The organism is Streptomyces himalayensis subsp. himalayensis (genome assembly GCF_013778455.1).
GTDB classification, from domain to species: Bacteria; Actinomycetota; Actinomycetes; order Streptomycetales; family Streptomycetaceae; genus Streptomyces; species Streptomyces himalayensis.
This window is the reverse complement of record NZ_JACEHE010000006.1, coordinates 270,741-289,763: the sequence shown is the minus strand read 5'-3', so window position 1 is coordinate 289,763 and position 19,023 is coordinate 270,741. Positions and strand designations below refer to the sequence as shown.

At 70.2% G+C, this 19,023-nt stretch carries 17 protein-coding genes; 13 read left to right on the top strand and 4 right to left on the bottom strand.

Translation table 11 applies throughout. The features are described 5' to 3' along the window. Nucleotides 1-108 precede the first annotated feature (108 nt). The 7 genes from H1D24_RS13005 to H1D24_RS12975 all read left to right on the top strand — a co-directional run bounded on the left by H1D24_RS13005 (nt 109) and on the right by H1D24_RS12975 (nt 9,233). Nucleotides 109-951 (top strand): nitrilase-related carbon-nitrogen hydrolase, encoded by an 843-nt coding sequence (locus tag H1D24_RS13005; RefSeq protein ID WP_181657622.1) that lies wholly within the window; start codon nt 109-111, stop codon nt 949-951. Then, entirely contained in the window at nt 948-2,234 is a 1,287-nt protein-coding gene (locus tag H1D24_RS13000; protein ID WP_181657621.1) for an aspartate aminotransferase family protein, read from the top strand. The genes H1D24_RS13005 and H1D24_RS13000 overlap by 4 nt, the downstream gene beginning before the upstream one ends. A 23-nt stretch (nt 2,235-2,257) precedes the next feature. Then, nucleotides 2,258-3,826, top strand: a complete 1,569-nt coding sequence (locus H1D24_RS12995; protein ID WP_181657620.1) for a PucR family transcriptional regulator — start codon at nt 2,258-2,260, stop codon at nt 3,824-3,826. A gap of 194 nt (nt 3,827-4,020) precedes the next feature. After that, entirely contained in the window at nt 4,021-4,863 is an 843-nt protein-coding gene (locus H1D24_RS12990; protein WP_181657619.1) for a nitrilase-related carbon-nitrogen hydrolase, read from the top strand. A gap of 122 nt (nt 4,864-4,985) precedes the next feature. Beyond that, nucleotides 4,986-6,389 (top strand): dihydropyrimidinase, encoded by a 1,404-nt coding sequence (hydA, locus tag H1D24_RS12985; RefSeq protein WP_181657618.1) that lies wholly within the window; start codon nt 4,986-4,988, stop codon nt 6,387-6,389. 42 nt (nt 6,390-6,431) lie between these two features. Then, the gene (locus tag H1D24_RS12980; protein ID WP_181657617.1) at nt 6,432-7,457 is read left to right on the top strand and encodes a TIGR03842 family LLM class F420-dependent oxidoreductase; all 1,026 of its coding nucleotides are present in this window, start codon (nt 6,432-6,434) and stop codon (nt 7,455-7,457) included. Nucleotides 7,458-7,658: 201 nt separating this feature from the next. Continuing rightward, the gene (locus H1D24_RS12975) at nt 7,659-9,233 is read left to right on the top strand and encodes an NCS1 family nucleobase:cation symporter-1 (protein WP_181657616.1); all 1,575 of its coding nucleotides are present in this window, start codon (nt 7,659-7,661) and stop codon (nt 9,231-9,233) included. A 42-nt stretch (nt 9,234-9,275) separates the two neighbouring features. Here H1D24_RS12975 and H1D24_RS12970 read toward each other — a convergent pair whose 3' ends face one another. Beyond that, nucleotides 9,276-9,932, bottom strand: a complete 657-nt coding sequence (locus tag H1D24_RS12970; RefSeq protein WP_181657615.1) for a hypothetical protein — start codon at nt 9,930-9,932, stop codon at nt 9,276-9,278. 488 nt (nt 9,933-10,420) lie between these two features. Here H1D24_RS12970 and H1D24_RS42310 point away from each other — a divergent pair, with 488 nt between their 5' ends. Further along, nucleotides 10,421-10,783: a DUF4232 domain-containing protein gene (locus tag H1D24_RS42310; protein WP_258564042.1), complete on the top strand. Its 363-nt coding sequence runs from the start codon at nt 10,421-10,423 to the stop codon at nt 10,781-10,783. A gap of 95 nt (nt 10,784-10,878) precedes the next feature. Here the strand turns inward: H1D24_RS42310 and H1D24_RS12960 are convergent, their stop codons facing one another. The 3 genes from H1D24_RS12960 to H1D24_RS12950 all read right to left on the bottom strand — a co-directional run bounded on the left by H1D24_RS12960 (nt 10,879) and on the right by H1D24_RS12950 (nt 12,865). Then, on the bottom strand, nt 10,879-11,094 hold the full coding sequence (locus tag H1D24_RS12960; RefSeq protein WP_181657613.1) for a hypothetical protein: 216 nt from the start codon (nt 11,092-11,094) through the stop codon (nt 10,879-10,881). Between the two features lie 3 nt (nt 11,095-11,097). Further along, entirely contained in the window at nt 11,098-11,799 is a 702-nt protein-coding gene (locus H1D24_RS12955; protein ID WP_181657612.1) for a sigma-70 family RNA polymerase sigma factor, read from the bottom strand. 364 nt (nt 11,800-12,163) lie between these two features. Next, the gene (locus H1D24_RS12950) at nt 12,164-12,865 is read right to left on the bottom strand and encodes a hypothetical protein (protein ID WP_181657611.1); all 702 of its coding nucleotides are present in this window, start codon (nt 12,863-12,865) and stop codon (nt 12,164-12,166) included. A 329-nt stretch (nt 12,866-13,194) separates the two neighbouring features. Between H1D24_RS12950 and H1D24_RS12945 the strand changes: the two genes are divergently transcribed. The 5 genes from H1D24_RS12945 (at nt 13,195) to H1D24_RS12925 (ending at nt 18,905) form a co-directional block, all read left to right on the top strand. Continuing rightward, the gene (locus H1D24_RS12945; RefSeq protein WP_309484289.1) at nt 13,195-14,805 is read left to right on the top strand and encodes an ABC transporter substrate-binding protein; all 1,611 of its coding nucleotides are present in this window, start codon (nt 13,195-13,197) and stop codon (nt 14,803-14,805) included. Between the two features lie 26 nt (nt 14,806-14,831). Next, on the top strand, nt 14,832-15,788 hold the full coding sequence (locus H1D24_RS12940; protein WP_181657610.1) for an ABC transporter permease: 957 nt from the start codon (nt 14,832-14,834) through the stop codon (nt 15,786-15,788). 32 nt (nt 15,789-15,820) lie between these two features. Then, nucleotides 15,821-16,672 (top strand): ABC transporter permease, encoded by an 852-nt coding sequence (locus tag H1D24_RS12935; RefSeq protein WP_220136693.1) that lies wholly within the window; start codon nt 15,821-15,823, stop codon nt 16,670-16,672. After that, nucleotides 16,669-17,856, top strand: a complete 1,188-nt coding sequence (locus H1D24_RS12930) for an ABC transporter ATP-binding protein (protein ID WP_181657608.1) — start codon at nt 16,669-16,671, stop codon at nt 17,854-17,856. The genes H1D24_RS12935 and H1D24_RS12930 overlap by 4 nt, the downstream gene beginning before the upstream one ends. Nucleotides 17,857-17,918: 62 nt before the next feature. Continuing rightward, entirely contained in the window at nt 17,919-18,905 is a 987-nt protein-coding gene (locus H1D24_RS12925) for an ABC transporter ATP-binding protein (RefSeq protein WP_181657703.1), read from the top strand. Nucleotides 18,906-19,023 lie beyond the last annotated feature (118 nt).

The window sequence follows — 19,023 nt, the reverse complement described above, 5'->3', positions numbered from 1 at the left end:
TAACGGCAATGGTCTTGCCCAGCTCCCCGAGGCGGCTTACTTTCGGCCTCTACACCCCGTTTCTACGGGCGTAGAGGCTCTCGGACGTTCCCGTCGAAGGAGCAGCTCATGGCCAACGTCGTACGCGCCGCACTGGTCCAGGCGACCTGGACCGGCGACACCGAATCCATGATCGCCAAACACGAGGAGCACGCACGCGAGGCGGCCCGCCAGGGGGCGAAGATCATCGGGTTCCAGGAGGTCTTCAACGCGCCCTATTTCTGCCAGGTGCAGGAGGCCGAGCACTACCGCTGGGCCGAGCCCGTGCCGGACGGCCCCACGGTGGGCCGGATGCGGGACCTCGCGCGCGGGACCGGCATGGTGATCGTCGTCCCGGTCTTCGAGGTCGAGCAGTCGGGGTTCTACTTCAACACCGCGGCCGTGATCGACGCCGACGGCTCGTACCTCGGCAAGTACCGCAAGCACCACATCCCGCAGGTCAAGGGCTTCTGGGAGAAGTACTACTTCAAGCCCGGGAACATGGGCTGGCCTGTCTTCGACACCGCCGTGGGCAGGGTCGGCGTGTACATCTGCTACGACCGGCACTTCCCGGAGGGCTGGCGGCAGCTCGGCCTGAACGGCGCCCAGCTCGTCTACAACCCGTCGGCCACCTCGCGCGGCCTGTCCGCGTACCTGTGGCAACTGGAGCAGCCCGCGGCCGCCGTCGCCAACGAGTACTTCATCGCCGCGATCAACCGCGTCGGCCAGGAGGAGTACGGCGACAACGACTTCTACGGGACGAGCTACTTCGTCGACCCGCGCGGCCGGTTCGTGGGCGAGGTCGCGAGCGATAAGGCCGAGGAGCTCGTCGTCCGGGATCTCGACTTCGACCTGATCGACGAGGTACGCAACCAGTGGGCGTTCTACCGGGACCGCCGACCCGACGCGTACGAAGGACTGGTACAGCCGTGAAAGACCTCTACGACCGCCACCGCGCCGTCCTCCCCGACTGGCTGGCCCTCTACTACGACGACCCGATCGAGATCACGCACGGCGAGGGCCGGCACGTCTGGGACGCCGAGGGCAACAAGTACCTCGACTTCTTCGGCGGCATCCTCACCACGATGACCGCCCACGCCCTGCCCGAGGTCACCAAGGCCGTCAGCGAGCAGGCCGGGCGGATCATCCACTCCTCGACGCTCTACCTCAACCGGCCGATGGTCGAGCTGGCCGAGCGCATCGCGGCCCTCTCCGGCATCCCGGACGCCCGGGTCTTCTTCACCACATCGGGCACGGAGGCCAACGACACGGCCCTGCTGATCGCCACCACGTACCGCCGCTCCAACCAGATCCTGGCGATGCGCAACAGCTACCACGGCCGCTCCTTCAGCTCGATCGGCATCACCGGCAACCGCGGCTGGTCCCCGACCAGCCTCTCGCCGCTGCAGACCCTGTACGTGCACGGCGGCGTCCGCGGCCGCGGGCCGTTCGCGGCGCTGAGCGACGAGGACTTCATCGCCGCCTGCGTCGCCGACCTCGAGGACATGCTCGGCCAGACCCGCGGGGGAGTGGCCGCGCTGATCGCCGAACCCATCCAGGGCGTCGGCGGATTCACCTCCCCGCCCGACGGGCTGTACGCGGCGTTCCGCCAGGTCCTCCAGCGGCACGGCATCCTGTGGATCGCCGACGAGGTGCAGACCGGCTGGGGCCGCACCGGCGACAACTTCTGGGGCTGGCAGGCACACGGACAGTCCGGACCGCCCGACATCCTCACCTTCGCCAAGGGCATCGGCAACGGCATGTCCATCGGCGGCGTCGTGGCCCGCGGCGAGATCATGAACTGCCTGGACGCCAACTCCATCTCGACGTTCGGCGGCTCCCCGGTCACCATGGCCGCGGGCCTCGCCAACCTCTCGTACCTGCTGGAGCACGACCTCCAGGGCAACGCGCGGCGCGTCGGCGGCCTGCTCATCGAGCGGCTGCGCGGCATCTGCGCCCAGCTGCCGACCGTACGGGAAGTGCGCGGCCGCGGCCTGATGATCGGCGTGGAACTGGTGAAGCCCGGCACCGACGAGGCCAACCTGGAGGCGGCCGCCGCCGTGCTCGAGGAGGCCCGCGCAGGCGGGCTGCTCATCGGCAAGGGCGGGGGCCACAGCACCAGCGTGCTCCGCATCGCCCCGCCGCTGTCGCTCACGGTCGCGGAGGCGGAAGAAGGCGCCGCGATCCTCGAACGGGCCCTGCGCAGCGTCTGTTAGCAAGTCGCATGGAGGGGTCGCCAATGACCGTCACCACCGCTGTTCCGGCTCCCGAAACAGCCCTGTCCGTACGCCAGATCCTCGCCCTGGAACGGGTCGTGGCGGGCGAGCCGGAGGTGGTGGCGGGGGCCGGGCAGCTCGACCGGCCGGTGCGCTGGGTGCATGTCGCCGAGGCCGCCGACGTCGGAGTGATGCTCAGCGGCGGCGAGATGGTGCTCACCACCGGCGTGCTGCTCGCCGGAGACGTGCGGATCCAGACCGAGTACATCAGGTCGCTGGACCGCGCGGAGGCCGCGGCCGTCGTCCTCGGACTCGGCCGGGCCTTCCCCGCCCCGCCCGAGTCCATGCGGCGCGCCGCCGAGCGGTGCGGGATGCCGATGGTCGTACTGCACCGCCCCTTCCCGTTCGCGGAACTCACCGAGGAGGTGCAGTCGCGGCTCGTACGGCGCAAGTTCGCGGCCGTGAGCCTCTCCGAGGCCGTACGCACCGCACTGACCGGGCTCATCACGACGGGCGCCCCGCTGCAGCGCCTGCTCGACGAGATCGCAGGCCACAGCGCCTGCCCCGTCATCCTCACCAACCTCGCCCACCGCGTCCTCGCCACGGCGGGCGAGCGGTCCGCGGTGGACGACGTGCTGCGCGACTGGGAGCGCATAGCGCGCCAGGCGGGCGGCAACGAGGGCGACGGCTGGATCCGCGCCGACATCGGCGGACGCGGCGAACAGTGGGGCAGGCTCGTGCTGTGCGGCTACCGCGGGGACATCGAAACCGGCAGACTGCTCGCCGACCGCGGTGCCGAGGCCCTCGTCCTGCACCGCATGCTCGGCGGCACCGTCGCCGCCTGGGAGGAGCAGTCCGCACAGAGTCTGCTGACCGACCTGGTCTCCGGCGTCGTACCGGCCCGCCAGCTGCTGCCCCGTGCGCGTGCCGCCGGGCTGCCGGTGAACCGGCGCACGTTCGTGCCGCTGGTGGTACGGGACGGCGATGCGCCCCAACTGGGCCGGATCCTGCGGCTGTTGGGGCTCTCCGGGCTGGTCGCCGAGCTGGCCGACGGGTACACCGCCGTGCTGCTGAGTTTCGCCCGCGACCAGGACGCCGACGCCCTGGCCGCGCACTTCGCCGCCCGGCTGTGCACCGGGGGCCGACCGGTGGTCGCCGCCGCTGCGCCCCGTACCGCCTGGGATGACGTGCCCGCCGGTGTGAGCGAGGCCCTGCACGTCGCCGAGGCCGTCGCGGACACGCCCGCCGACCAGGACCTTCCCATGCTGGTGCGGCTGCGCGACGTAAGGCTGCGCGGTCTCGTACGGCTGCTGCGGGACGACCCGCATGTGCAGTCCTTCGCGGAGCGCGAGCTCGACGGGCTGCTGTGCGGCGGCGGAGACGGCGATCCGGATCTGCTGCCCGTGCTGCGCACGTATCTCGCGACCGGACGCAACAAATCGCGCACCGCCCAGCTGCACCACGTCAGCAGACCCGCGCTGTACCGCAGGCTGGAGGCCATCGAGGCCCGGCTCGGCGTCGACCTCGACGACTTCGAGCAGGCCGCGTCCCTGCACATCGCGCTGCTCGCGCACGACGCCCAGCGGGGGTGACGGAATGGGACGTGGTGCGCTGGCACGCGGCGGAAACAGCGGGGCAAACTGCCTGGAACACGGCGGTGTTGAGGGCGCGTCCTCCGGATGTGACACCGTGGAACGCCACCCCGCCGCAGACGTGACACGGTGCAACTCCGAGCCGCTCACCGGGCTTCCTAGGCTCACGGCACACCGAGCGACCGGAGGTCCCGATGAGCAGAGTGGTCCGCGCCGCCGTCTTCCAGACCGCCTGGACCGGCGACAAGGAGTCGATGATCCAGGTCCACGAGCAGGCGGCCCGCGACGCCGCCGCGCAGGGCGCACAAGTCCTGTGCTTCCAGGAGCTGTTCTACGGGCCGTACTTCTGCCAGGTCCAGGACAAGGCGTTCTACGAGTACGCCGAGCAGATTCCGGACGGCCCGATCGTCAAGCGCTTCCAGGCGCTCGCCAAGGAGCTGGGCATCGTCCTGATCCTGCCGATGTACGAGGAGGAGCAGCCCGGCGTCCTCTACAACACCGCGGCGGTGATCGACGCCGACGGCTCGTACCTCGGCAAGTACCGCAAGACCCACATCCCGCAGGTCGAGGGCTTCTGGGAGAAGTTCTACTTCCGGCCGGGCCACTCCGACTGGCCGGTCTTCGACACGGCCGCCGGGAAGATCGGCGTCTACATCTGCTACGACCGGCACTTCCCCGAGGGCTGGCGGGCCCTGGGTCTTGCGGGCGCCGAGATCGTCTTCAACCCGTCGGCCACCTCGCGCGGCCTGTCCGCGTACCTGTGGCAGCTGGAGCAGCCGGCCGCGGCCGTCGCCAACGAGTACTTCGTGGGCGCGATCAACCGGGTGGGCGTGGAGGAACTGGGCGACAACGATTTCTACGGGACGTCGTACTTCGTCGACCCGGAAGCGCAGTTCGTCGGGGAGGTCGCCAGCGACAAGGACACCGAACTCGTCGTCCGCGACCTGGACATGGCCAAGCTCCGCGAGGTCCGCGACCGCTGGCAGTTCTACCGCGACCGGGCCCCGGGGGCGTACACGCCGCTGACGGCGCCGTGACCGTGTTCTGACCGGCTCCCGAGCGGGCCGATGAGCAGCAGGTCCGCGGGCCCGGCACCTGTGGGGGCCGGGCCCGCGGGACCACCTTCCCTACGAGGATCCCCACGAGGAAACGAGGGAGAATGAGCAGCCGTACCGTCATCCGCGGTGGCCTCGTCATCACCGCCGCCGACGAGATCCATGCCGATGTCCTGATCGAGGACGGCCGTATCGCCGCCCTCGCCGCGCACGGAACCCCGGCCGCCGAGGCATGGACGGCCGACCGCACCATCGACGCCACCGGGAAGTACGTCATCCCCGGCGGAGTCGACGCGCACACGCACATGGAGCTGCCGTTCGGCGGCACCTTCGCGTCCGACACGTTCGAGACGGGCACCCGGGCCGCCGCCTGGGGCGGTACCACCACCATCATCGACTTCGCGGTGCAGAGCGTCGGCCACTCCCTGCGCGAGGGCCTCGACGCCTGGTATGCGAAGGCCGACGGCAACTGCGCGATCGACTACGGCTTCCACATGATCGTCTCCGACGTCAACGACGACACGTTGAAGGAGATGGACCTGCTGGTGGAGGAGGGCGTGACCTCCTTCAAGCAGTTCATGGCGTATCCCGGTGTCTTCTACAGCGACGACGGCCAGATCCTGCGGGCCATGCAGCGCTCCGCCGAGAACGGCGGGCTGATCATGATGCACGCCGAGAACGGCATCGCGATCGACGTGCTCGTGCAGCAGGCCCTGGCCCGCGGCGAGACGGATCCGAGGTATCACGGCGAGGTCCGCAAGGCGCTCCTCGAGGCCGAGGCCACCCACCGCGCCATCAAGCTCGCGCAGGTCGCGGGCGCTCCGCTGTACGTCGTGCACGTCTCGGCCATGGAGGCGGTCGCCGAACTCGCCAAGGCGCGCGACGAGGGCCTGAACGTCTTCGGCGAGACCTGCCCGCAGTACCTGTTCCTGTCCACGGACAACCTCGCGGAGCCCGACTTCGAGGGCTCCAAGTACGTGTGTTCCACGCCGTTGCGCCCCAAGGAGCACCAGAAGTACCTGTGGCGGGGCCTCAGGACGAACGACCTCCAGGTCGTCTCCACCGACCACTGCCCGTTCTGCTTCGTCGGCCAGAAGGAGCTGGGCCGCGGCGACTTCTCGAAGATCCCCAACGGTCTGCCGGGCGTCGAGAACCGTATGGACCTGCTCCACCAGGCCGTCGTCGACGGGCACATCACCCGCCGGCGCTGGATCGAGATCGCCTGCGCGACCCCGGCCCGCATGTTCGGCCTCTACCCGAAGAAGGGCACCATCGCGCCCGGCGCGGACGCGGACGTCGTCATTTACGACCCGGGCGCCGAGCAGATCGTCTCCGCCGAGACGCACCACATGAACGTCGACTACTCGGCGTACGAGGGGAAGCGGATCACCGGACGCGTCGAGACCGTGCTGTCACGGGGCGAACTCGTCATCACCGAGCGGGAGTTCACCGGGCGTGCCGGGCACGGCGTCTACACCCCCCGCTCCACCTGTCAGTACCTCAACTGAGACTGAGCACACTGAGCACACTGAGCACTTAGGAGTGGTGCCATGGACTTCGGACTCGTCCTGCAGACCGACCCCCCTGCCTCCCGCGTCATCAGCCTGATGAAGCGCGCAGAGCGCAACGGCTTCACCTACGGCTGGACCTTCGACTCCTGTGTGCTGTGGCAGGAGCCCTTCGTCATCTACAGCCAGATCCTCGCCAACACCCAGAAGCTGACCGTCGGCCCGATGGTCACCAACCCCGGCACGCGCACCTGGGAGGTCACGGCCTCCACCTTCGCAACCCTCAACGACATGTACGGCAACCGCACCGTGTGCGGCATCGGCCGCGGTGACTCCGCGATGCGTGTCGCGGGCCGCAAGCCCAACACGCTGGCCCGGATCAGCGAGGCCATGAAGGTGATCCGCGCCCTCGGCTCCGGCCAGGAGGCCGACCTCGGCGGCGGCACGGTCATCAGGTTCCCCTGGGCGAAGGAGGACGCGCACCTTCCCGTCTGGATGGCCGCGTACGGGCCGAAGGCGCTGAAGATGACCGGTGAGGAGGCCGACGGCTTCATCCTGCAGCTCGCCGACCCCTTCCTCACCGAGTGGATGGTGAAGGCCGTCAAGGACGCGGCCGTCGCGGCCGGACGTGACCCGTCCGACGTACGGATCTGTGTCGCCGCGCCCGCGTACGTGACCGAGGACGACTCGCCGGAGGCGCTGGCGCACGCCCGCGACCAGTGCCGGTGGTTCGGCGGGATGGTCGGCAACCACGTCGCCGACCTCGTGTCCAAGTACGGCTCGGAATCGGACATGGTGCCGCACGAACTGACCGACTACATCAAGGCCCGCGAGGGGTACGACTACTCGCACCACGGTCGGGCCGACAACCCCGACACCGCGTTCGTTCCCGACGAGATCGTCGACCGGTTCTGTGTGATCGGGCCGGTCGAGAAGCACGTCGAGAAGATGAAGGCGTTGCGGGAGCTGGGGGTCGACCAGTTCGCGGTGTACGACATGCATGATGCGCAGGAGCGCGTTATCGACGCGTATGGGTCTACGGTCATTCCGGCGGTCAACGCCGGGTGACCAGGCGGTTTGTTGCGTTACCGCAGTGGTGGGCTGTGCCCACCCTCCCCCAGCTACCGCTGGGAGGTGCCCCAGCCATGCGGGACGCTTGCCCACAGCGGTAGCCCTCTCGTCGTCCCCTCCCGCGGTCCCGGGGGAGGGGCACCGGCCACCCCCGCACGGCACGGCCTCTCCCTACACTCCTCACTGATTGGCCTGCTCATGACCGACACCGTCCCCACGGGCCCACCGCCGCAGCCCGCCGCCCAGTTCCCGGCCTCCCAGATCACGGCCGCCGACGGCCGTGTGGAGATAAGCCCCGGCGCCTACCCGGAACACAGCCCCTTCGCCAACGAGGACCTGCGGCCGGTGCCGCTTGCCGAGCGCAAGTGGACGACGTACAACTTCGCCGCCCTGTGGATCTCCATGGCCCACTGCATCCCCAGCTGGACCCTGGCGTCCGGTCTGGTGGCCATCGGCATGGACTGGAAGCAGGCGGTCTTCACCATCGCCCTGGCCAACATCATCGTGCTGCTGCCGATGCTGGCCACCGGCCATGCGGGCCCGAAGTACGGCATCCCGTTCCCGGTGCTGGCCCGCGCCTCCTTCGGTGTGCGCGGGGCCAACATCCCCGCGCTGATCCGGGCCGGGGTCGCCTGCGGCTGGTTCGGTATCCAGACATGGATCGGCGGCAGCGGCATCTTCGCCCTCGGCTCCAAGCTCACCGGCGGTGAGTGGGAGAAAGCCGGTGAGATCGCGGGCAACCCGTGGCCGCTGTGGCTCTGCTTCGTCCTCTTCTGGGCCCTGCAGATCGCCATCATCTACCGGGGCATGGACTTCCTGCGGCACTTCGAGAACTGGGCCGCGCCGTTCGTCATCGTCGGCGCGTTCGTGCTGCTGATCTGGATCGCCGTCAAGGCGGACGGCTTCGGCCACCTGCTCGACCAGCCCTCGAAGCTGGGCTGGGGCGCCGACTTCTGGACCGTCTTCTTCCCCTCTCTCATGGGCATGATCGGCTTCTGGTCCACCCTGTCGCTGAACATCCCCGACTTCACCCGCTTCGGCGCCGGCCAGCGTGCCCAGATCTGGGGTCAGTCGCTGGGCCTGCCCACCACCATGACCCTGTTCGCGGTCCTCGCGGTGCTGGTCACCTCCGGTTCGGAGGCGGTGTACGGCGAGGCGATCTGGGACCCGGTGACGCTGGCCGCCAAGGCCGACAACGTCTTCGGCCTGATCTTCGCGCTGATCACCGTGCTGGTCGCCACCATCTCCGTGAACATCGCGGCCAACGTGGTCTCTCCCGCGTACGACCTGGCCAACCTGGCCCCGAAGCTCATCAACTTCCGTACGGGCGCGCTGATCACCGGCGTCATCGGTGTGCTGATCTTCCCGTGGAAGCTGATCTCGACGCCGGAGTTCTACATCTTCACGTGGCTCGGTGTGGTCGGCGGTCTCCTCGGCACGGTGGCCGGCATCCTCATCGCCGACTACTGGATCGTGCGCCGCACGGTCCTGCACCTCGCCGACCTCTACAAGAGCGAGGGCCGGTACTGGTACGCGTCGGGCTTCAACTGGAGGGCGATCCTGGCCTTCACGGTGGGCGGACTGCTCGCGGTCGGCGGGTCGTACTCCACCGTCGACGCGAAGGGCGTGAAGCAGGGGCCCTTCCCGGTCGACGGCCTCATCCCGTTCCTCAAGCCGCTCGCGGACTACGGCTGGGCGATCGGTCTGGCGTCGGCGCTGGTGCTGTACGTGGTGCTGATGGCCGGGCGGGGGGAGGAGCGGGCCGAGGTGTAGAGGCCTTACCAGGCTGCCGTCGGCTGTGGAGGACGGTCGGTTCTACTGGCCGTCCTCCAACGCTGCCACCGCCTCCTTGGCCGCTTTGATGGCACCCTTGTTGATCTCGTCCGTGCTGGGCGCCTTCTTCGTCTCGAAGTCACTGCCGTTGTACGTGACGATCACCAATGCGTTGGACGCGCGGGCGATCACCACCCCCTCGCGCGTCTCCTGCTTGTCCTCGGTGGTGAGGTTCACGACGGAGTACGCCGTGTCGCCGAGACCGGGGACCGCCCCTCCGCCGCTCTTCTCCGCGATGCGGTCCTTGTAGGCCTTCTCGGCCGCCGCGTCGTTGTCCTTGATCTCGAAGGTGACGTCGAGCCACCGGTAGTCGTAGCCCTTGAGCGCGTTCCAGGAGCAGGTGCGGCGCACCGACTTGTCGGTCGAGGCGAGCTCCTTGCCCGCCGTCTTGGCGCCCGGTACCAGGGACTTGAGTGTTTTGTCCGAAATGCTGTCGCACGGTTCGGGCGGCTTGCGGTGCGTCTGCACCGCCACTGCAGTCGCGGACGCCGAGGGCGTCGCTCCGCCGCCCGACGGCGACTCGGTGTGCCCGGCCGGTGAGGCGCCCGGGCCGGACGTCCAGGCCCAGCCCGTGATGGCGAGCAGCGCGACGGGCAGCAGGCGCGCGGTGAGAGTGAGCGGCAGAGGAAGAGTACGCACGGGTCACTTCTCGGGGGTCGGTGCGGACGGGGGGCCGCACTGGGCTCGGCCCGCATGCGGAGGGTACGACAGTTTCACACGAGTCTCTGTGGGGCGACAGGGGAGCCCCGTTTGTGCCGTATCGCTCGCCGCCCTGCAGCAGTGCGGGACCGGCGGCACGGCCTGCGAAAGCAGTTCCGCGCCCGATCACCGTCCGCCGACAAGTCGCATGGGATGATCAGGGAGTGATTGCGATACGGCTGAGGCCGGTCCTGTTCGCCGTTGTCACCGCCCTGTCGGCATTCGCGGTGACCGGTTGCGGCCTGTCGGCTGAGCTGGATCGCGAGCGGAACCCCGAGCGCATCCCCGCGCAGTCTGTGACATCGTCCGCGCCGCTCGCCCCGGAGCGGCCGCTCGGTCAGGCGCCGAGCGCGAGCAGGCCCGTCCAGGACGCGACGGCCTGCACGGAATCTGGTGTGCGCATCTCGGCGGGCCCGGTGAACGGCGCCATGGGACTGCGTGCCCAGACGGTGACCCTCACCAACTGCGGTAAGCAGCCGTACAGCCTGAACGGCTATCCGTCCGTCCGCGTCCTGGACGAGAACGGCAAGGCCATGGACGGGGTGAAGGCCGTCCAGGGAACCGACTCCATCCCCCATGGCCCCGCCGGAGGACGCGGAACCGGGGCCGCTGATCCTGGAGCCCGGCGAGTCGGCGCAGACGAACCTGGTCTGGCGCAGTGGAGCCCAGGCCGGCACGTATCTGCGGATCGCGCCCGCGGCGGGCGACGATCCCGTCACCGTACGTGTGGCGGACCCGCTCGACATCGGGCCCGAGGGAGAACTCGGCACCACGGCCTGGCACATGGCTGAGGACGAAACCGCCCCGGCACGTCCTATGACGGCTGCCCCGACGGAAGGGGCCGCGGCGCGGCGGTGCTTTGAGGCGCACCGCCGCGCCGCCCCGTTCAGGCCTTCAGTACGGCGTCGAGGGCGCCCGACTTGGCCTCGTCGACCAGCGAGGCGAACTGGTCCGCACTCATCTGAACACGCTGCCCGAAGTCGTCCGTGAGGAGGACACGGCGATCGGCGGGAGCGTTCGGGTCGACGTACAGCTGCGGGCAGCCGCAGTTGCAGTTGCCGCAGAACGCGGCGACCGGCTCGAGGCCGTTGGCGTCTGTCATGGTTCAACCTCCGTGTGGAATCTGGGGATGTGGGACACGACGGGCCGGGGAAACGGACGGTATGTGCCCCCCGGACCTGCGGTTCGGGACCGTCGGTTTCGGTGTGTGCGGCGCTTCCGCCTGGCGCAGCAGCGCGTTCATGTCCTCGCGTGCCCGGGCCACCCGGGAACGCACGGTGCCGACCGGACAGCCGACCGCACAGGCGGCCTCCGCATAGGGCAGACCGAGGAGCTGGGTGAGCACGAACGCCTCCCGGCGCGGCGCGTCCAGCGACCTCAGCAGGTCGAGCAGGGCCACACCCTCCTCGAATCCGGGCAGGCCACCGGCCTGCGTGTGCTCCGCCGCGGCCTGCCAGTCGCGGGTGTCGGCGATACGCGGACGGGCGGCGGCCGAGCGATAGCGGTCGACGACGACGCGGCGGGCGATCGCCAACAGCCAGGTGCGCGCGCACGACCGGCCCGCGAACCGGGGCAGCGCCGTGAGCGTCCGCAGATAGGTCTCCTGGGTGAGGTCGTCGGTTCCGTGCGGATCCCCATCGCCACGGAGATAGGCGACGAAGCGCCCCACGTCGCCGCGGGTGGCACGGACGAAACTCTCGAACGCCTCCTGGTCGCCGTCCCGGGCGGCCAGAGCCCACTCGGTGACCTGTGTGTCGCTGTGCGGTCGGGTGCGGCCGCGCGGTGGCCGTATCAGGGAAGGGGTCATCGCAAACTGTCCTTCGCGTGCGGGCGGAACCGGCGCGCGGGGGCGCGATTCCGCCGGCGGGCAGCCCTCCGGGGCACACGGCCCCGTCCCGTCTCCGTGACCGGCCCACCGCCACTCCGTCCCCGACGGCGCGTCAGCGCAGGCCACGGACAACCGATGGCCGGGCTGAACAGGATGCGGCAGGGCAGGCAGCGGGCAGGTCAGGCAGGAGCAGGACAGGCAGAGGCGGGCACTCGGAGAGCCACGGGGTCTCAAGAAGACCCGGCGCTCAAGCACGTACGCACATACGCAGGTACGCCGCTCGCGCGCCGGTACTCAGGCACGTCACCGGTTCACCGGTCACCGGCCGTGGCCGGGACGGGCGTCAGACGCAGACCGGACGTACCGGCGGACCCCTGCGTGGGACGGCGTGCCGCAGCAGCAGACGGCGCAGCCGGTGGCCGCCGCGACGGAACGGCCGCACGGAGAGGGGCGCTTGATGCACCGCTGCCGCCGTGAACACGCCGACGGCCAGCTCCAGCGGCGCGAAGAGGAACGCGGTGAGGGCCCGGCCGAGCCGGAACACCGCGGCCTCGCCCCGCCACAGCCACAGGCCGCACAGCAGCCCTGCCAGGGCGTGGGCCAGCACCATCCCGAGGGACGTGCCGTGGCCGGACGCCATGTGCGCATGACCCGACGCCATCGAGGCCGAGTCCACGGCGTGGTGCATGTGCGCCATGCCGGTACTCGCGCCTGAGCCCGTACTCATGCCCGAGCCCGTCCCCATACCGGCCATGTGATGCGCCGTCGAGGACGTGGCGTCAGGGCCCGCTTGCGGCGAGGCCAGGGTGAAGGCCAGGTGCAGCGCGATCTGGGTGACCACGGTCGCGCCGGTCACCATGGCAGCCCCGCGCTCGCGCCCGGTCAGGAACCACGTGGCGAGGACGACGACGGCGAACGCGGAGCCGACGACCCGGCCCGGCAGCGCATCACCGGACATCAACGCATGGCCCAGGCCCGTCGTCGCCACACAGGCGCCCGCGAAGATCGCGGAGCGCGCGAGGCGGAAGCCAGGACCGGTGGTCATGGCGGCCATCGTGCCATCCGCTTGGCGGTACGCGCGGCAAGTCGCGGCATTCGTACGGCCCGCGCGTCGTCGCGATCGCGCGTGTGTCACCGCGATCGCCCCGTGTGCCACCGCGATCGCCCTGTGTGTCACCGCGATCGGCCCGCGGCCCGTTCCGCGCGACGGTCAGGTCAATGTGTGTAGCGTGCACCTTTATGTCGCGCTGTGACATTCAAACTTCACAGGTTTCCCGCAGTCCTTCCGGTCGGACCCCTTGATCATCGAATGTATGCGAAATACGTTCCACGGTATTCCTTGATCGCGCATCCCCCCGCCGGAGGTCTGTCCTCGTGCGCCGAACAGCCGTTGCTCTGACGGCAGTTGTCCTGGTCCTGTCCACAACGGCGGGCTGCGGCTCCCTGCAGTCCTCGGCCACCGAGGTCGGCGGGGAGCGCATGGCCGACGACCGTCCCGTACGCGAGGGAGGCACCCTCACGGTCGCGCTCGCCTCCGATCCCGACAAGCTCGATCCGTCGCTCGCGCAGACACTCGTGGGCCGCACGGTCTTCGCCGGTATGTGCGAGAAGCTTTACGACGTCGACCAGAGGGGCACCGTCGTCCCCCAGCTCGCCACCGCCCTGCCCAAGACCTCACCCGACGGCCGGACGGTCACCTTCAGCGTCCGCAAGGACGCCCGGTTCAGCGACGGCACCACGCTCGACGCCGCCGCCGTCGTCACCTCCCTGCTCCGCCACCGCGACCTGCCGGGCTCCGCCCGCGCCACCGAACTCGCTCCGCTCGAGAGCGCCGCGGCCACCGGCCGGTACGCGGTCAAGCTCACCCTCAAGCAGCGCTACGTCCCACTCACCGCCGTACTCGCCGACCGCTCCGGCATGGTGATGTCGTCGGCCGCGCTCAAGAAGTACGGCAAGAACTTCACCAACCACCCGTCCTGCGTCGGCCCGTTCCGCTTCGAGGAACGTGTCGGCGGCGACCGCGTCGTGCTGGTCAAGGACCCGAACTACTACGACGCCGACACGGTCCACCTCGACAGGGTGGTCTACCGGCCGATCCCCGACGGCAACGTGCGCCTCGCCAACCTGCGCTCGGGCGACATCCAGATCGGCGACCAGATGACCCCCGTCGACGTCCGGAGCGCCCTCACCGAGCCGGAGCTCCAGCTCTTCAACTCGCCCTCGCTCGGCTACCAGGGCATCGGCCTCAACGTGGGCAACGTCAAGGGCCTCGGTGAGAAGCCCGGCCGTATCGACACGCCCCTCGCGCGCGACGCACGCGTGCGTGCAGCCTTCGAGCTCGCCATCGACCGCCGTCTGATCAACAAGGTCGTCTTCCAGGGCATGTACGAACCTGCATGTGGCCCGATATCGCCTGAATCCGCCGTCGCGCCCGGCGTCAAGGCGTCGCAGTGCCCGGGGCGGGACGTCGCCGAGGCGAAGCGGCTGCTGAAGGAAGCGGGCGTGAAGACCCCGGTGAGGCTCGAGCTCAAGGTCTCCACGACGCCCGAGCAGAACCGCGTCGGGCAGGTCATCCAGGCCATGACCAAGGAGGCCGGGTTCGACGTCACCCTGCGCCCCACCGAGTACGCAACGCTCCTCGAAGAGGCCGACTCCGGCGACTACGACGCCTACCTCAGCGGCTGGTCCGGGCGGCTCGACCCGGACGGCAACATCGCCAGCTTCCTGAAGACCCGGGGTGCCATGAACTCCTACGGAATCTCCGATCCCAAGATCGACGACCTGATCGACCGGGGCCGGACCGAGGCCGAACCGGACGAACGAGCTCGCATTTACGACGAGTTGACCCGCCGCGCCAACGACCAGCACGCCCTCATCTACCTCTACCGGCAAAAGAACTACGTCGTCGCCCGCAAGGACGTGGCAGGCGTCCGCGTCTACGGTGACGGCCTGGTCCGGGTCAGGAACGCGGGGTACGCCCGATGATGAAGCTCCCCGCTCCACGGAACCCCATGGCCGCGTATCTCCTGACACGCCTGCGCCAGTGCGTCATCACGCTCATCCTCGTCTCCGTCGTGGTCTTCGCGGGCATCCGTGCCCTGCCCGGCGACCCGGCGCTCGCCCTCGCGGGAGAGGAGCGCAGCCCCGAGGCGCTCGCCGCGATCCGTGCCGAGTACGGACTCGACGACAACATCGTGATCCAGTACGGACGGTTCGTCGGACACGCCCTCACCGGAGACCTCGGCACCTCGTCGCGCACCGGACTCCCGGTTTCCGACGCCATCGCCGAGGCACTGCCCGTGACCCTCGAACTCGCCGCGCTGTCCCTGCTGTTCGCGGTCGTACTTGGCATCGGCGCAGGCGTCGTCGCGGCCGTCCGGCGGGGCAGGCCCGAGGAGTGGCTCGCCAATGCCGTGGCGCTGCTGGGGCTGTCCGTTCCGACCTTCTGGCTGGGCATCGTGCTCGTCCTCGGCTTCGCCATCGCCGTTCCCGTCTTCGCGGCCTCCGGCTACGTACCCTTCGGCACGGATCCCCTCGACAACCTGCGCCGCATGGTGCTGCCCGCGGTGGTCCTCGGCTCGGGCCTCGCGGCCGTCGTCATGCGGCAGACCAGGGCGGCCATGCTCGACTCGCTCTCCGCCGACTACATACGCACCGCCCGGGCCAAGGGACTGTCACGGCGCGAGGTCATCGGCGGGCACGCGCTCAGGAACTCCCTGGTCACCGTGGTGACCGTGCTCGGCCTCCAACTCGGCCACCTCATCTCGGGCGCGGTCGTCACCGAGCAGATCTTCGTCCTCCCCGGCTTCGGCAAGCTCACCATCGACGCCGTCTTCACCCGCGACTACGCGACCCTGCAGGGCGTGGTGCTGTGCACTTCCGCCGCCTACATCCTGATCAACCTGCTGGTCGACGTGGCCTATTCGGCCATCGACCCGCGCATCCGGCTCGGAGGTGCAGCCCGGTGACCACGGCAGCCGTCGCGACAGCGATACGGGACATGAGGGCCAGGGGAACCGGCAGCGCCAAGCTGAAGGCCCTCCGCACGAACCGGCTTGCGATGACCGGTGCCGTGATCGCAGCCGTGTTCGTCCTCGCCGCCCTGTTCGCACCCCTCGTCGCGCCCTACGACCCCGCCCGGCCCGACTTCGACAACGCGCTGTCGGCACCCGGCTGGGCGCACTGGCTCGGCACCGACGACCTCGGCCGCGACCAGCTCTCCCGTGTCATCCACGGGGCGCGCGCCTCCATGCAGGTGGGCCTGCTGGCGGTCGTACTGGCCTTCCTCGTCGGCGTACCGCTCGGCCTGCTCGCGGGCTACTACGGGAAAGTCGCGGACAGCGCCGTCTCCCGGCTCACCGACACCCTGCTCGCCTTCCCCTTCCTGGTGCTGGCCGTCGGACTGGCCGCGGTCCTCGGGCCCTCGCTCACCAATGCGACGATCGCGATCGGCATCGCGCAGACGCCCGCGGTCATCAGGATCACGCGCGCGGAGACGCTTCGCCTGGCCCACGCCGACTATGTGGCGGCGGCCGTCGCCAACGGCGGCGGCGACGGAACCGTGCTCCTGCGCCACATCCTGCCCAACGCCACCTCGGCGCTCATCGTCCAGGCGACCGTCGGCATTCCGTCCGCGATCATCGGCGAGGCCATGCTCAGCTTCCTGGGCCTGGGCGTGCAGCCGCCCGACCCCTCGCTCGGCGTGATGCTGTCGAGCGCCCAGGCGTTCCTCGCGCCCGCGCCCTGGATGGCGGTCTTCCCCGGCCTCGCCATCGTCGCGGCGACCCTCGCGTTCAATCTGCTCGGCGACGGGCTGCGCGACGTCCTCGATCCCCGTGGAGGCACCCGATGAGTACGCCTGACGCCCCCGAGACCCCGGACACCACCGCCGGCGTGCCTGCCGGCGCTGCCACCGCCGCGGCGGTGGCCCCGGACGCCCCCGTGCTGAGCGTGCGGGACCTGTCGGTGTCGTTCCGGTCCGGCGACCGCACCGTGCACGCCGTCGACCACCTGTCGTACGACCTCGCGGCAGGTGAGGTGCTCGCCGTGGTGGGAGAGTCGGGATGCGGCAAGTCCGTGGCCGCGATGGCCGTGATGGGGCTGCTGCCACCCACGGCGGGCATCACCGGGTCGATCCGGCTCGCCGGACGCGAACTCGCCGGGGCCGGAGACAAGGAACTGGGGCGGGTCCGCGGCAAGGACATCGCGATGATCTTCCAGGAGCCGATGACGTCGCTGAATCCGGTCCTGACGGTCGGACGCCAGATCGGCGAGGTACTCCGCCGCCACCAGGGGCTGACGAAGAAGCAGGCACGCGCGCGTGCCGTCGAACTCCTCGACCTGGTGGGCATACCGGCACCCCGGCAGCGCATCGACGAGTACCCGCACCAGCTCAGCGGCGGCATGCGGCAGCGTGTGATGATCGCCGTCGCGGTCGCCTGCGACCCGGCCGTGCTCATCGCCGACGAGCCGACGACCGCCCTCGACGTCACCGTCCAGGCGGGCATCCTCGAGGTCCTGCAGTCCCTGCGGGAACGCCTCGGCACCGCCGTCGTGCTCATCACCCACGATCTGGGGGTCGTGGCGGACATCGCCGACAGGGTCCTCGTGATGTACGCGGGACGGCCCGTCGAACAAGCCCCGGTGCACGAGCTCTTCGAGGGTCCCCGGCACCCGTACACGCGCGGGCTGCTCGGCGCGGTGCTCAGGCCCGGCGTGGTGGCCGGGCGGGGAGTGGCAGCGGGGCCGGGTGCGGTGCTCGAACCCGGCGTGGCGGCGGCGCCGGGAGCGGCACTCCGGCCCGCCGGCAAGCGCCGGCTGCCCGAGATCCCGGGCCTCGTTCCGAGCCTCGACGAACAGCCCGACGCCTGCACCTTCGCCCCGCGCTGCGCGTTCGCGGACGACCAGTGCACGTCGGGCCGCCCGGGCTTCAAGGCCGTCGCGGCCGATGTGGGCGCGGACGCCGCGCACCGGGCGGCCTGCTGGCACCCGCACGACGTCGCGCTCCAGCGCATCAACCAGGAGGCCGGACAGTGACCACCGCGAACACGGCGACCACCGCCACCGCCGACACCACCGACGGGCGCGCGCCGCACCCCGTGCTCGAACTCGTCGGCCTGGAACGCCACTTCAGCGGCTCCGGCGGCACCGTACGCGCCGCCGACGGCGTCACCCTGTCCGTCGGCCGCGGCGAGGTCGTGGGCCTCGTCGGCGAGTCGGGCAGTGGCAAGTCCACCGTCGGACGCTGTGCGGTCCGCCTCGACGAGCCCACCGGCGGCACCGTACGCATCAACGGCCGCGACATCACGCGGATGTCGCGGCGCGCCCTGCGCCCCCTGCGCAAGGACTTCCACCTCGTCTTCCAGGACCCCTCGTCGTCGCTCGATCCGCGGATGACCGTCGGGTCGATCATCGCCGAACCGCTGAGACTGCACGGGCTCGCCAAGGGGGAAGCGGCACGCGCGCGTGTCGCGGAACTCCTCGAGCAGGTCGGGCTGCGCCCCGAGCACGCCCACCGGCATCCGCACGAACTGTCCGGCGGGCAGCGGCAGCGCATCTCCATCGCCCGTGCGCTGTCCGTCGACCCCGACCTGCTCGTCGCCGACGAGCCGACCTCGGCACTCGACGTCTCGGTGCAGGCGTCGGTGCTCAACCTGCTCGCCGACCTGCAGCGTGACCGTGGCTTCGGCTGCCTGTTCATCACACACGACCTCGCGGCCGTCGAGTTCCTCGCCGACCGGATCGCCGTGATGTATCTCGGCCAGATCGTCGAACAGGCGCCGACGTCCGAGCTGTTCGCCCACCCCAAGCATCCGTACACCCAGGCGCTGCTGTCCGCGGCGCCCGTTCCGGACCCGGCCGAGCAGCGCTCGCGGCAGCGCATCGTGCTGAGCGGCGAACTGCCGAGCCCGCTCGACCCTCCGCCCGGCTGCCGCTTCCACACGCGCTGTCCGCTGGCCGTAGAACGCTGCCGTGCCGAGGTGCCGGAGCTGCGGGTCCTGCCGGGCGGCGGCCGGGAGGTGTCGTGCCACCTGGTCGCAGACGACGGCACGGCACCGGACGCGTCCTCGAGCGTGTCGTCGTAGTCGACGGCGCCGGCGGGCGTGAAGCCGTCGCAGGAGTCGAACGAGCCGCCGGTGCCGTCCTCGACGGTGACGTTGATGTACGGGCTGATGGCAAGGTGAGGTCGGCTGCACGGTTCAT